This is a genomic window from Hydrogenophaga sp. GW456-12-10-14-TSB4 (assembly GCF_059424305.1).
Genome location: NZ_JBWKZH010000094.1, coordinates 3718 through 17518, shown reverse-complemented (window position 1 = coordinate 17518; position 13801 = coordinate 3718). Strand labels below are relative to the sequence as shown.

Annotated in this window: 11 protein-coding genes; 8 read left to right on the top strand and 3 right to left on the bottom strand. The window is 68.2% G+C overall.

Annotation, left to right across the window (positions count from 1 at the left end):
• Nucleotides 1–219 precede the first annotated feature (219 nt).
• From AC07ZS_RS27685 to AC07ZS_RS27665, 5 genes are all read left to right on the top strand, one after another.
• Nucleotides 220–1374: an ABC transporter substrate-binding protein gene (locus AC07ZS_RS27685; protein WP_494801658.1), complete on the top strand. Its 1155-nt coding sequence runs from the start codon at nt 220–222 to the stop codon at nt 1372–1374.
• Nucleotides 1375–1436: 62 nt separating this feature from the next.
• Nucleotides 1437–2312 (top strand): branched-chain amino acid ABC transporter permease, encoded by an 876-nt coding sequence (locus tag AC07ZS_RS27680; protein WP_494801657.1) that lies wholly within the window; start codon nt 1437–1439, stop codon nt 2310–2312.
• Entirely contained in the window at nt 2309–3301 is a 993-nt protein-coding gene (locus tag AC07ZS_RS27675; protein ID WP_494801656.1) for a branched-chain amino acid ABC transporter permease, read from the top strand. The genes AC07ZS_RS27680 and AC07ZS_RS27675 overlap by 4 nt, the downstream gene beginning before the upstream one ends.
• The gene (locus AC07ZS_RS27670; RefSeq protein ID WP_494801655.1) at nt 3298–4059 is read left to right on the top strand and encodes an ABC transporter ATP-binding protein; all 762 of its coding nucleotides are present in this window, start codon (nt 3298–3300) and stop codon (nt 4057–4059) included. Before AC07ZS_RS27675 ends, AC07ZS_RS27670 begins: the two co-directional genes overlap by 4 nt.
• 1 nt (nt 4060) lies before the next feature.
• Nucleotides 4061–4816 (top strand): ABC transporter ATP-binding protein, encoded by a 756-nt coding sequence (locus AC07ZS_RS27665; RefSeq protein WP_494801654.1) that lies wholly within the window; start codon nt 4061–4063, stop codon nt 4814–4816.
• Between the two features lie 2 nt (nt 4817–4818).
• On the opposite strand, the gene AC07ZS_RS27660 is transcribed toward AC07ZS_RS27665, so the two are convergent.
• On the bottom strand, nt 4819–5712 hold the full coding sequence (locus AC07ZS_RS27660; protein WP_494801653.1) for a LysR substrate-binding domain-containing protein: 894 nt from the start codon (nt 5710–5712) through the stop codon (nt 4819–4821).
• Between the two features lie 100 nt (nt 5713–5812).
• Here AC07ZS_RS27660 and AC07ZS_RS27655 point away from each other — a divergent pair, with 100 nt between their 5' ends.
• Both AC07ZS_RS27655 and dkgB read left to right on the top strand, forming a co-directional pair.
• Entirely contained in the window at nt 5813–7024 is a 1212-nt protein-coding gene (locus AC07ZS_RS27655) for an MFS transporter (RefSeq protein ID WP_494801652.1), read from the top strand.
• Nucleotides 7025–7048: 24 nt separating this feature from the next.
• Nucleotides 7049–7861: a 2,5-didehydrogluconate reductase DkgB gene (gene dkgB / locus AC07ZS_RS27650; RefSeq protein ID WP_494801651.1), complete on the top strand. Its 813-nt coding sequence runs from the start codon at nt 7049–7051 to the stop codon at nt 7859–7861.
• A 171-nt stretch (nt 7862–8032) separates the two neighbouring features.
• Here the strand turns inward: dkgB and AC07ZS_RS27645 are convergent, their stop codons facing one another.
• Both AC07ZS_RS27645 and AC07ZS_RS27640 read right to left on the bottom strand, forming a co-directional pair.
• A complete protein-coding gene (locus tag AC07ZS_RS27645) occupies nt 8033–8923 on the bottom strand; it encodes a response regulator (protein WP_494801650.1) in 891 nt (296 codons plus the stop codon).
• A 4-nt stretch (nt 8924–8927) separates the two neighbouring features.
• Complete coding sequence (locus AC07ZS_RS27640; RefSeq protein WP_494801649.1) at nt 8928–12353, bottom strand: hybrid sensor histidine kinase/response regulator; 3426 nt, start codon at nt 12351–12353, stop codon at nt 8928–8930.
• Between the two features lie 148 nt (nt 12354–12501).
• Between AC07ZS_RS27640 and urtA the strand changes: the two genes are divergently transcribed.
• Nucleotides 12502–13779 carry an urea ABC transporter substrate-binding protein gene (urtA, locus tag AC07ZS_RS27635; RefSeq protein WP_494801648.1) on the top strand — a complete coding sequence of 426 codons (1278 nt, stop codon included), beginning with the start codon at nt 12502–12504 and terminating at the stop codon, nt 13777–13779.
• Nucleotides 13780–13801: the final 22 nt, after the last annotated feature.

Sequence of the window (13801 nt, the reverse complement as noted above, 5' to 3'; positions counted from 1 at the left end):
GTGTAGGGCGGTGGGGGCATGCGGTGAGGCGTCGGTGAAAACCCGTGAGGCGGTCGATCATCGTACGCCAGAGCGCGTTCATTGAACGAAAAAGGGTCCTGTCCCGGTGGTCCGACGGGGTCGCCTGCTTACAGTCGGCTCCTGTCACAGGCCACACGTGTTTTTTGTTCAACCCGACGCACCGGCCCTGCAGGGCCGGGCCTTATCCAGGAGACAAGCATGCAAAAAAGAACGACCCTGAAACTGATGGCCGCCGCCGTGGCGGTGCTGGCCGGCACCGCCGTGCACGCCCAGCAGACCATCAAGATCGCCAACATCGTCGAGCTCTCGGGCGGCGGCGCCACGGCCGGCACCAACTTCAAGAACGGGGTCGAGCTGGCGGTGAAGGAGATCAACGCGGCCGGCGGCATCCTGGGCAAGAAGATCGAGACCGTGACCAGCGACACCCAGAGCAACCCGGGCGTGGCCAAGGGCCTGACGCAAAAAGCGGTGGACGACGACGTGTTCGCCATCTTCGGCCCGGTGTTCTCGGGCTCCATCATGGTGAGCATGGCCGAGAGCCGGCGCGCCGAGGTGCCCAACTGGACCGGCGGCGAGGCCGCGTCCATCACGCAGCAGGGCAACCCCTACGTGTTCCGCACCAGCTTCACCCAGGCCACGGCCATGCCCAAGGTGGCGCGCTACATCAACACCAAGTCCAAGAACATCGCGGTGCTGTACGTGAACAACGACTTCGGCAAGGGCGGCCTGGACATGATCAAGAAGGCGCTGGCCAACTCGCCCACCAAGATCGCGGCAGAGGTCTCCACCGAGCCCGGGCAGGTGGACTGGTCGGCCGCCGTGCTGCGCGCCAAGAACAGCGGCGCCGACGCGGTCTTCGTCTACACCAACGAGGAAGAGTCCGCGCGCGCACTGCGCGAGCTGCGCAAGCAGGGCTGGGACAAGCCCATCATCGGCGAGACCACACTGACCGGCCAGAAGGTGATCGAGCTCGCGGGCGACGCCGCCAACGGCGCCGTGGCCCACGTCGGCCTCACGGTGGATGCGCCGATCCCCGAGATGCTGAAGTTCAAGGCCAAGTTCTACCAGGACTACAAGTACGTCTCGGACCACAACGGCATCAAGGGCTACACCGGCGTCTACTCGCTCAAGGCCGCGATCGAGAAGGTCGGCAAGCTCGACCGCAAGGCCGTGGCCCAGGCCATGAAGGGCCTGACCATCAGCGCCAAGAAGTACCCGGGCGTGATCATGGACGTGAGCTTCGACCAGAACGGCGACCTCGACCGCGAGAGCTTCATGGTCGAAGTCAAGGGCGGCAAGCAGGAAGTGGTTGCCACGCTGCCGCCGCTGAACGCGCCCGCAGCGAAGAAGTAAGCCACCGCCCGCCGGCGCCGGGGGGTTGGCCGGGGCCCCGGCGGCACCGCACAAGGGCCGGCATGACCGACTTTTTCCAACTTTTCTTCAGCGGCCTGTCCACCGGCGCGATCTACGCGCTGGCGGCCCTGGGCTTCACCCTGCTGTGGCAGGCCAGCGGCACCATCAACTTCGCGCAGGGCGAGTTCGTAATGCTGCCGGCCTTCATGATGCTGGGCTTCATGAGCACGGGCCTGCCGCTGTGGCTGTGTTTCGTGCTGACCTGCATGGCCGCCACCCTCCTGCTGGGCTGGGTGTTCAAGCGCGGCGTGGTGGACCCCCTGTTCAAGTACGGGATGATGCCCATCGTGGTGGCCACGATCGGCCTGTCCATCGCCATGCGCAACGGCGTGCGCGCCGGCTACAGCGCCGAAGCCCATCCGTTTCCCAGCCTGTTTCCCGACGCGCTGTTCCAGGTCGCCGGCGTCACCGTCTCGGCGTCCGACGTGGGCACCTTCCTGGTCGCGCTGGGCCTGGTGCTGATGACGCAGGGCTTCCTCACCCGCACCGTCACCGGCCGCGCCATGCAGGCCGTGGCGCAGAACACCGAGAGCGCGGCCGTGCTCGGCATCAACGTGCCGCGCATGATCTTCTACACCTTCGCGGTCAACGCGGTGCTGGCGGCCTCGGCCGCGATGCTGGTCACGCCCACCTACCTCGCCAAGTTCGACATGGGCGAGGGCCTGGGCACCAAGGCCTTCTTCGCCGCCATCATCGGCGGCTTCAACAACTCGCGCGGTGCGTTGCTGGGCGGGCTGATCGTGGGCGTGAGCGAAAACCTGGCGGCGGCCTACATCTCGCCGGCCTACAAGGACGCGGTGGCGCTGGTCATTTTCATGGTCGTGATCCTGTTCAAGCCGCAGGGCCTGCTGGGCACGAAAGTGGAGCGCAAGGTATGAAAAAAACCACCCTCGCCGCCCTCGTGCTGTGCGCCGCGGCTTTGCTGGCCGCGCCGCACTTCATGAAGAACTACGGCATCTACCTGCTGAGCTACTGGCTGGTGTTCATCATCGCCACCATGGGCCTGAACCTCACGGTGGGCTATGCGGGCCAGAAGTCGCTGGGCCATGCGGCCTTCTTCGGCATCGGGGCCTACACCGTGGCCATCATGATGAAAGCCGGCCTGAGCTTCTGGCTCGGCCTGCCGACGGCGATGCTGATCTGCTTCGTGGTCGGCATCATCCTGGGCTTTCCCGCGCTGCGCGTGCAGACCATCTACCTCGCCTTCGCCACGCTGGGTTTCAACACGGCGGTGTGGCTGGTGATGCGCAACGAGGAGTGGCTGACCGGCGGCACCTTCGGCATCAACAACATCGCGCGCCCGGGCCTGTTCGGCCTGTCGCTGGAGGGCAACCTGGCCTACTACCACTTCGTGCTCGCGGTCACGGTGCTGCTGGCCGCCCTGCTGTGGTGGCTGCTGCGCTCGCCCTGGGGCAAGGCCTTCACCGCGCTGCGCGACAACCCGATCCGTGCCGAGAGCCTGGGTGTGGACACGCGCAGCTACACGCTGCTGGCCTTTGCCATCGGTGCGGTCTATGCCGGCGTGGCAGGCGCGCTGTTCGCGAGCCTGGTGCAGTTCATCGAACCCGCGCCGTTCACCGTGGGCGCGTCCATCATGATGTACCTCATGGTGGTGGTCGGCGGGCCGGGCTACTTCCTCGGGCCCGTGCTGGGCGCGGCGGTGGGCGTGATCCTGCCGGAGTGGCTGCGCTTCGCGCAGGCCTGGTACCTGTTCGTGTTCGGCGGCGCGGTGGTGCTGCTCATGATCTGGCTGCCCGACGGGCTGCTGTCCATCCCCGAGCGCATCCGGGCGCGCCGCCTCGCGCGCGAAGCCTCCGCCGCGCGGCAGGCGGCGGCGCAGGCCGCCAGCCAGGGGGTGAAGGCATGAGCGCGCCCGCCCTGCTCAAGGTCAGCGGCCTGAAGAAGGCCTATGGCGCGATCCAGGCGGTCGGCGGCGTGAGCTTCGAGGTCCGCCCCGGCGAGATCTTCGGCGTCATCGGCCCCAACGGCTCGGGCAAGACCACGCTGTTCAACAGCATGCTCGGCCAGATCACGCCCGACGAAGGCCGCATCGAACTCAACGGCGAGGACGTCACGAAGCTCGGTCCGCTGCAGCTCAACCGCAAGGGCGTGGGCCGCACCTTCCAGACGCTGCAGGTGTTCGGCAAGATGACCGTGCGCGACAACCTCATCGTGGCGGCGCAGGAGCACAAGGGCAGCATGTTCAGCCGCCTGTTCGCCCCCGGCGACTCGGGCCTGGGCGAGAAGGCCGACGCCCTGATCGACCAGTTCCGCATCCGCCACGTGGCCGACAAGAAGGCCGGCGAGCTGTCCTACGGCCAGCAGAAGCTGGTGGACATTGCCATGGCCTTCATGAGCGAGCCCGACCTGGTGCTGCTCGACGAGCCCTGCGCGGGCGTCAACCCCAGCCTGGTGGGGGGCATCGGCACGCTGCTCAAGGACCTGAACCACAACCCGCGCTTCGGCAAGCGCAGCAGCTTCGTGGTGATCGAGCACAACATGGACTTCGTGATGGGCCTGTGCCACCGCATCATGGTGATGGTGGAAGGCAAGGTGATGGCCGTCGGCACGCCCGACGAGATCCGCGGCAACAAGCAGGTGCTCGACGCCTACCTGGGGAACTGAGATGGCGCAGCACGGCAACGACACCTGCATCGAGTTCGACGACGTGGTCGCGGGCTACAAGGATTTCATGATCCTGAACAACCTGAGCTTCAAGGCCCGGCGCGGCTCCATCACGCTGCTGCTCGGGCCCAACGGCGCGGGCAAGTCCACCGCGCTCAAGGCGCTGTTCGGCCTGCTCAAGCCGCGCCAGGGCCGCATCCTGCTCGACGGCGAGAACATCGCCGGCGCGACGCAGAAGCAGCTGCTGGCCAAGGGCGTGGCCTTCGTGCCGCAGGGGCGCAACCTGTTCGGCCAGCTCACGGTGTGGCAGAACCTGGAGCTCGGCGGCATCACGCTGGGCACCAAGACCACGCACGAGCGCATTCCCGAGGTGCTGGAGTTCTTCCCACGTGTGAAGGAGCGGCTGCACAGCATGGCCTCCAGCCTCTCGGGCGGCGAGCAGAAACAGCTGGAGGTGGGGCGCGCGCTGCTGCTGCGGCCCAAGGTGCTGCTGATCGACGAGCCCAGCATCGGCCTCTCGCCCATCGTGGTGCAGGACGTGTTCAAGCTGCTGCGCAAGCTGGCCGACCAGGGGACCACGGTGCTGATGGTGGAGCAGAACGTGAAGAGCGCGCTGAAGATCTCGGACGAGGCGATCGCGCTGGAGTCGGGCCGGCTGGTGCTGCAGCGCCCCGCGGCCGAGCTGCTGGCCGACCCCGACATCGAGCGCCTGTTCCTGGGCGGCATGCACGCCGCCGCCCAGCCCGCGGCGGTCTGAGCTCAGGCGCTGCCGGCCAGCCGCAGCGCGAGGAAGTCCACGAAGCAGCGGATGCGCGAGGCCAGCTCGGTGTTGCGGTAGTAGACCGCGTGCACCGGCTGGCGCTGCTCCAGCGTGTCGCGCATCAGCACCTGCACCAGGTCGCCCCGGGCGCGGTCGGGCCCGGTCATGAAGTCGGACAGGCAGGCGATGCCCGCGCCCGCGAGCGCGAGCTGGCGCACCGTCTCGCCGCTGGAGGCGGCGATGGTGGGCGTGATCGGCAGGCCGTCGCCGTCGGGGTGGCGCAACGGCCAGGTGTTGAGGATCTCGGGCTGGGTGAAGCCCAGCAGCGCGTGCCGCGCCAGGTCGTCGATCTTCGTCGGCCGCCCGGCTTTCTTCAGGTAGGCCGGGCTGGCGTACAGGCGCAGGCGGTACGAGGTGAGGGGCCTGGCGTGCAGCGTGGAGTCGCGCAGCGTGCCGATGCGCACCGCCACGTCGGCGCGGTGCTCGATCAGGTCGACGATGCTGTCGCCGCTGTGCAGCTCCAGCTCGATGTCGGGGTACTCGGCCAGGAAGTCGTTCACCAGCGGCACCAGCACGTGCAGGATGAAGGGCGATGCCGCGTTCACGCGCAGCTTGCCGGCGGGCTTGAGCTGGCGGCAGGCCAGCTCGTCCTCGGCGGCCTCGACCGATTGCAGGATCTCGCGCGAGCGCGCCAGGAACAGCCGGCCTTCGTCGCTGAGCTCCAGGCGGCGCGTGGTGCGCCGCATCAGCGTGGTGTTCAGCTTCTGCTCCAGCCGGCTGAGCGCGCGGCTGATGCCCGAGCTGGTCTGGCCCAGTTGTTCGGCGGCGGCGCTGATGGAACCCGTGTCCACCACGGTCTGGAAGGCGAGCAGTTCGTCGAGGGTGGTCTTCATTCTTGAATTTTCGGCACAAATGTTGTGCCGGGCAACCGCTTTTTCTCAAGAAAGAAGCGGCCCACACTGCGAACCTTTCCAGCCTTTTGGAGCGGTTTCCATGCCTTTCGCCTTGCTCGCGCTGACCATCAGCGCCTTCGCCATCGGGACGACCGAGTTCGTCATCGTCGGCCTCATCCCCACCATCGCGGCCGACCTCGGCGTGAGCCTGCCCTCGGCCGGCCTGCTGGTCAGCCTGTACGCGTTGGGCGTCGCCGTGGGCGCACCGGTGCTCACCGCGCTCGCCGGCCGGCTGCCGCGCAAGACGCTGCTGGTCTCGCTGATGGCGCTCTTCACCGTCGGCAACCTGCTGGCCTGGCTCTCGCCGGGGTACGAGACGCTGATCGCCGCGCGCGTCCTCACGGGTCTGGCGCACGGCGTGTTCTTCTCGATCGGCTCGACCATCGCCACCGGCCTGGTGCCCAAGGAGAAGGCCGCCAGCGCGATCGCCACCATGTTCAGCGGCCTCACCGTGGCGCTGGTCACCGGTGTGCCGCTGGGCACCTTCATCGGCCAGCACTTCGGCTGGCGCGCCACCTTCCTCGCGGTCGCCGCGCTGGGCGTGGTGGCCATCGTCGGCAGCCTGCTGTTCGTGCCGCGCAAGCTCGCGCACAGCCCGCCCGCCTCGCTGCTGCAACAGCTGGCGGTGCTCAAGCAGCCGCGCCTGCTGCTGGTCTACGCGATGACGGCCGTGGGTTACGGCGGCACCTTCGTGGCCTTCACCTACCTCGCGCCCCTGCTGCAGCAGGTCACGGGCTTTCAGGCCAGCGCGGTCGGCGGCGTGATGCTGGCCTACGGCATTTCGGTGGCGGTGGGCAACCTCTGGGGCGGCCGGCTGGCCGACCGCAAGGGCCCCATCCCCGCGCTGAAGATCATCTTCTCGCTGCTCGCGCTGGTGCTGCTGGTGCTCAGCTTCACCGCCTCGAACCCCTGGCTCATGGTGCTGACCGTGCTGGCCTGGGGCGCCGTGGCCTTCGGCAACGTGGCCGGCCTGCAGGTCTATGTGGTGCAGCAGGCCGAGCGCTTTGCGCCCCAGGCCATCGACGTGGCCTCGGGCCTGAACATCGCGGCCTTCAACCTGGGCATCGCGCTGGGCGCCTGGGGCGGCGGCTGGATCGTGGACGGCATCGGCCTGCGCCACACGCCCTGGATCGGCGCCCTGGTGGTGCTCGGGGCGTTCGGGCTGACCGTGTGGAGCGGCCGCCTCGATGCGCGCGACCCGGCACCGGCCCGCCGTCCCGCCTCCCGTGCTGCCTACGCGGGCGGCCACTGACCCCCTTTTTCTGAAAGACACACCATGTTGAACCACCCCATTCCCGCTTTCGGCCTCGGCACGTTCCGCCTGCAGGGCCAGGTCGTCATCGACGCCGTGCGCCAGGCGCTCGAACTGGGCTACCGCCACATCGACACCGCGCAGATCTATGGCAACGAAGCCGAAGTCGGCCAGGCCATCGCCGAAAGCGGCGTGCCGCGCGGCGAGCTGTTCGTCACCACCAAGGTCTGGACCGAGCACCTGGCCGCCGACCGGCTGGTGCCCAGCCTGCAGGAGAGCCTGCGCAAGCTGCGCCTGGAGCAGGTGGACCTCGCGCTGATCCACTGGCCGTCGCCCGGCGGCGCGGTGCCGCTGGCGGATTCGCTGCACGCGCTGCAGGCCGCGCAGGCCCAGGGCCTCACGGCACACATCGGCGTGTCCAATTTCACCGTGCCGCTGCTGCGGCAGGCCATCGACACCGTGGGCGCAAAGGCCATTGCCACCAACCAGATCGAGCTGCACCCCTGGCTGCAAAGCCCGAAGCTGGTGGCCTTTGCACGCGAGCAAGGCATCCACCTCACCTCGTACATGACGCTGGCCTACGGCCAGGTGCTGGGTGATCCGGTGATCACCGAGATCGCCCGCGAGCGCGGCTGGACGCCGGCCCAGGTGGTGCTGGCCTGGGCGCTGCAGCGCGGGTTTTCGGTGATTCCCTCGTCCACCCAGCGCGAGAACCTGCAGGGCAACCTGCTTGCGCCCACGCTGCGCCTTAACGACACGGAGATGGCGCGCATCGACGCGCTGGACCGGGGCCAGCGCCTGGTGGACCCCAAGGGCCTGGCGCCGGCCTGGGACTGAGGCCGCTTTCAGCGCAGGCCGAAGAAACTCAGGATGAAGCCGATGACGACGACGAGACCCACGATGTAGATGATGGTGTTCACGATGGTGCTCCTGCGGGGTTGTTGTCTGTCCATCGTAGGGAGCCGGGGCCGCGCGGCGCGTCAGCCGGCGCGACATGCGCTTGTAGGCTCAGTCCTGCGGCAGCAGCCGCCCGGCGATCGCCGCCGCCGCCGAGCGCGTTTCCACGCCCAGTTTCTCGAACACGTGTTCCAGGTGCTTGTTCACCGTGCGGTGGCTCATGCCCAGGATGTCGGCGATGTCGCGGTTGGTCTTGCCCTTGGCCAGCCACGACAGCACCTCCGTCTCGCGCGGCGTGAGCGCGATGTCGCGCAGGCGCTGCGCGGCGTCGCTGTCGGGCGGCGTGAGCGTGAGCAGCAGCATGGATTCGCCCAGGTTGCCCTGGCCCAGGTTGCGCGCCAGCAGGCGGCCGTGGCGGCCCAGGTCGCGCGTGGTCTCGCTGTGGGCGAGCGAGGCGCCCAGCCAGTCGAGCGCGCGCTGGCCCGAGCCGGTGTCGCGGCCGAAGGCCAGTTCCAGCCAGGCCGTGGCCTGGGGCGAGCGCCAGGCCATGCGGCCCTGCGTGTCGAGCACCACGGTGCCCATGCCGGCCACGTCCACCGCTTCCTGTGCCAGGCGGGTCACGCGCGCGTTGCGCACGTGGGTCGCCAGCCGCGCCATCACCTCGGGGATGCGCAGCGGCTTGACCACGTAGTCCACGCCACCGCTGGCGAAGCCGCGCAGGATCTGGTCGCTTTCGGACAGGCCGGTCATGAAGACCACGGGCACGTGCGACCAGGCCGGCGTGGCCTTGAGGTGTTCGCAGAGGGTGAAGCCGTCCATGCCGGGCATGACCGCGTCGAGCAGCACGCCGTCGGGCACGGCGACCTCGAAGCGCTGCAGGGCCTCGTCGGCGTCGCGCGCGGCGAGCACCACATAGCCTTCGGCCACCAGCGCGTCGCCCAGCATGCGCAGGGTGTCCACGGCGTCGTCCACCACCAGGATCACGGGGCGTTGAGCGGCCATGAGGTCAGGTGTCGATGTCATCTTCGGTCAGCTCCGCGGTGTCTCTGAGGTACTCGATCAGGGTTTGAAAGTCGAAGCGGTCGGCGCAGGACTGCAGCAGCGCCAGCGTAGCGGCGTGCGCGGGCTCGGCGGTCTGGGCCTGCCACAGGCGCTGGCGCAGCGCGGCGGCCTGGCCCTGGCGCGCCAGCCGCTGCAGTTCTTCGCGCAGGTCTTCGGGCAGGGGCAGGCCGCTCACGCGGTGGCGCACGAAGCTCACCGGCGCGGCGGCCGGCGCCTGCTCGGTCACCCATTCCAGCGCCAGCGCGTGCTTCAGCGCGTCGAGCAGTTCCGACTCCATCATGGGTTTGGCGACGAAGCCCTGGCAGTCCAGCGCGGTGAGTTGCTCGGGCCGGTTGTCGAACAGGTTGGCCGAGACGAACACGATGGGCAGGCGGGAGGCGGGCAGCAGCTTGCGCACGGCGGCGGCGGTCTGCCAGCCGTCCAGGCCGTCCATGGTGAGGTCCAGCAGCAGGCCGTCGGGCGCGTGCTGTTCGATGATCTCCAGGCACTCCTGGCCGCTGGCGGCCTCGCGCACGACGAAGCCCAGCGGCACCAGGATGCTGGCGAGCAGCTGGCGGTGCAGCGGCTGGTCGTCCACCACCAGCAGGGTGCGGCGTTCGCCGAGGTAGCCGGTGACCGCGCGCAGCGTGGAGGGGATGGGCAGCGGGTGTTTCGGGTCCGAGGGGATGGGCGGCAGGTACAGGCGCAGCGAGAAGGTGCTGCCGTGGCCCGGGCGGCTCTTGAGGAGGAGTTCGCCGCCCATCATGTCGGTGAGCAGGTGGGTGATGGTCAGGCCCAGGCCGGTGCCGGTGTCCGCCGCGCGCCGCCCCGCGCTGCCGCGCTCGAAGGGCAGGAAGATGCGCTTCTGGTCCTGCGCGGCGATGCCGATGCCGGTGTCGATCACGTCGATGCGCGCCACCTGCTGGCGGAAGTCCAGCCGCAGCGTGACCTCGCCCTCGTCGGTGAAGCGCACCGCGTTGCTCAGCAGGTTGATGAGGATCTGGCGCAGGCGCTTGGCGTCGGCGCGCACCCAGGTCGGCAGCTCGCCTTCCTGCTGCACCACGAAGCGCAGGCCCTTGGCTTCGGCCTGCGGGCGCACCATGCGCTCCACGTCTTCCAGCAGCTGGCCCAGCGGCAGCGGCACCGGGTCGAGCTTGAGGCGGCCGGCCTCGATGCGCGCGAGGTCGAGCGAGCCATCGATCAGCGCGTGCATGTGCTGGCCGCTGCGCTGCATGGTGGCGATGGTCTCGCGCACCCAGACCGAGATCTCGCTGTTCTTCAGCAGGATCTGCGCATAGCCCAGGATGCTGGTGAGCGGTGTGCGCAGCTCGTGCGTCATGCCGGCCACGTAGCGCGTCTTGGCCTGGCTCGCGGTCTCGGCGCGGTCGCGCGCGGACTGCAGCTCGGCGTCGGTGCGCTGGTGGGCGTCGATCTCCAGCATCAGCAGCTGCGTCTGCCGCTCGGACTCGTCCTGCGCCATGCGCCGGCTGTCGGTGGTCAGTACCACCCACCACGCGCACACCGCCGCGAGCAGCACCAGGAAGGCAAAGATCTTGAGGAAGGGCGATTGCAGGGCCTCGGCCGGTGCGTGCAGGCTTTCCTGCAGGTAGACCATGCCGATCAGGAAGGCCATGATCGCGCTCAGCGAGAGCCACACGGCGAGGAACTGGCCGGCGCGGAAGTTGACGCGCACCATCGCACCCTGCGGCAGCACGGCGGCGAGCGCGGCGCGCACCTGGTCGATGGCGCGCGAGTTGGTCTTGCAGCGGTCGTGGCAGCGCGATTCGAGCGAGCAGCACAGCGAGCAGATGGGCGCCTGGTAGGCCGGGCAGCCGGCCATGTCTTCCGACTCGAACTGGTTTTCGCACACCGAGCAGCGCACCACCTCGCCCGGTTTCCATTCGTGGGAGGGCGTGCGCGCCAGGTAGTACCGGCCCCGGGTGGCCCAGGCGATCAGCGGCGCCAGCACCAGGGCCAGGCCCAGCGCGATGAAAGGCGAGAAAGCCGCCGCGACCTCGCCCATGACGCCCGCATAGGCCAGGCTGGCCACCAGCGCCGCGATGATCATGGAGCCCATGCCCACCGGGTTGAAGTCGTACAGGTAGGCGCGGCGGAACTCGATGCCCCTGGGGCTCAGGCCCAGCGGCTTGTTGATGATGAGGTCGGCCACCAGCGCGCCGACCCAGGCGATGGCCACGTTGCTGTAGACGCCCAGCACCTTCTCCAGGCCGGTGAACACGCCCAGCAGCATCAGCAGGGTGGCGATGCAGACGTTGAACACCAGCCAGACCACGCGGCCGGGGTGGCTGTGCGTGACGCGCGCGAAGAAGTTGGACCAGGCCAGCGAACCGGCGTAGGCGTTGGTGACGTTGATCTTGACCTGCGCCAGGATCACGAACACCACCGTCATCGCCACCGCCAGCCCGGGATGGCCCACGGCCTCGGTGAAGCCGGCCAGGAACATCTGCGTGGGCTCGGCGGTGCGCTCGGGATCGACCTCGAACTGCATGGCGGCGAACGCGAGGAAGGCGCCGCCCACCATCTTGAGCATGCCCATGACGATCCAGCCCGGGCCGGGGATGAGCACCGCGAGCCACCAGCGCACCCGGTTCTGGCGCGTGCGCTCGGGCATGAAGCGCAGGAAGTCGACCTGCTCGCCGATCTGCACCACCAGCGAGAAGATGACGGCGGCCGCCGCGCCGAACATCAGCGGGTGGAATTCGCTGCTGCCCGAGCGGATGCCGGTGAGGCTGGTGAAGTCGCGGTAGAGCTGGGGTTGTGACAGCCCGATCCACACGAAGGGCAGCAGCAGCAGGAACAGGTAGAGCGGCTGCGTCCAGGCCTGCAGCCTGGAGATGAGGGTGATGCCCCGGATGACCAGCGGGACGATGACCACCGCCGAGATCAGGTAACACCAGGCCAGCGGCCAGTCGGTCGCCATCTGCAGGGCCAGCGCCATGATCACCGCCTCGATGGCGAAGAAGATGAAGGTGAACACCGCGTAGATCAGCGAGGTGATGGTCGAGCCCAGGTAGCCGAAGCCGGCGCCCCGGGTAAGCAGGTCCATGTCCAGCCCGTAGCGCGCGGCGTAGTAGGCGATGGGCAGGCTGGTGAAGAAGATCACCAGGCCCACCACCAGGATCGCCCACATGGCGTTGGCGAAGCCGTAGTTCACCGCGATCGCACCGCCGATGGCCTCCAGCGCCAGGAAGGACAGCGAGCCGAAGGCGGTGTTCGCCACCCGCCACTCGCTCCATTTTCGGAAGCTGCGCGGCGTGTAGCGCAGGGCGTAGTCCTCCATGGTCTCGTCGGCCACCCAGGAGTTGTACTCCCGGCGGAACCGGAAGATTTTCTGGGTGGCAACGGGGCGGGCGGGCTCGGGCGAGGGCATGCCAGGGACGCTAGCAAGAACCGGCCCTACCCGCCAGAAGAGGCCTCTACGTTATTTGACGTATGGGCCGGATCAAGGGGTTTCCCTAGTCTTCACCCCAGTCGGCACACCGCCGGTTTCACCGCCCCAAACGTCCCAGGAGTCTTCCATGAAACACCTCTCCGATCCGAACGCCCAGTCGCCCGAGACCCCCGAAACCCCGGAAGCCAGCCGCCGCCGTGTGCTGCAGATGCTGGGCGTCGCCGGCCTGGCCGGCCTGCCGGCCTGGAGCTTCGGCCAGCCCACCGCCTCGGTGAACACCACCAAGCTGGCCGTGACCGACACCGAGGTCACTGTGGGCCAGCTGCACTCGTCCACCGGCACCATGGCGATCTCGGAAACGGGCTCCATCCAGGCCGAGCAGCTCGCCATTGACGAGATCAACGCCATGGGCGGCATCCTGGGCCGCAAGATCAAGGTGATCAAGGAAGACGGCGCCTCCGACTGGCCGACCTTCGCCGAGAAGTCCAAGAAGCTGCTGATCAACGACCGCTGCGCCGCCGTGTTCGGCTGCTGGACATCGGCCTCGCGCAAGGCCGTGCTGCCGGTGTTCGAGAAGGAAAACGGCCTGCTGTACTACCCCACCTTCTACGAAGGCCTGGAGCAGTCCAAGAACGTGATCTACACCGGCCAGGAAGCCACGCAGCAGATCCTCTACAGCCTGGACTGGGCGCAGAAGGAGAAGAAAGCCAAGACCTTCTTCCTGATCGGCTCCGACTACATCTGGCCGCGCACCTCGATGAAGATCGCGCGCAAGCACATCGAGAACTTCCAGAAGGGCAAGGTCGTCGGCGAGGAGTACTACCCGCTGGGCAGCACCAACTTCGGCTCGCTGATGAACAAGATCAAGCTGCAGAAGCCCGACTGCATCTTCTGCGCGGTGGTGGGTGGCTCCAACGTGGCCTTCTACAAGGCGCTCAAGGCCGCCGGCATCACCGGCGACAAGCAGCTGCTCGTCACGCTGTCGGTGACCGAGGACGAGATGACCGGCGTGGGCGGCGAGAACTTCGCCGGCTTCTACTCGTCGATGAAGTACTTCCAGACGCTGGACAACGCGAACAACAAGAAGTTCGTGGCCGCCTTCAAGGCCAAGTACGGCAAGGACGCGGTGATCGGCGACGTGACGCAGGCCGGCTACCTCGGCCCCTGGCTGTGGAAGGCCGCGGTCGAGAAGGCCAAGAGCTTCGATGTGGACAAGGTGGTGGCCGCCTCGCGCACCGGCATCGAGCTCACCACGGCGCCCGAGGGCTACGTGAAGCTCGACCCGAACCACCACCTGTGGAGCAAGTCGCGCATCGCCATGGGCATGCCGGACGCGACCTTCAAGGTGGTGGCGGAGTCACCCGAGCTGATCAAACCCGATCCGTTCCCCAAAGGCTACCAGTGATCTGACCCACCCTGCCGCGGCG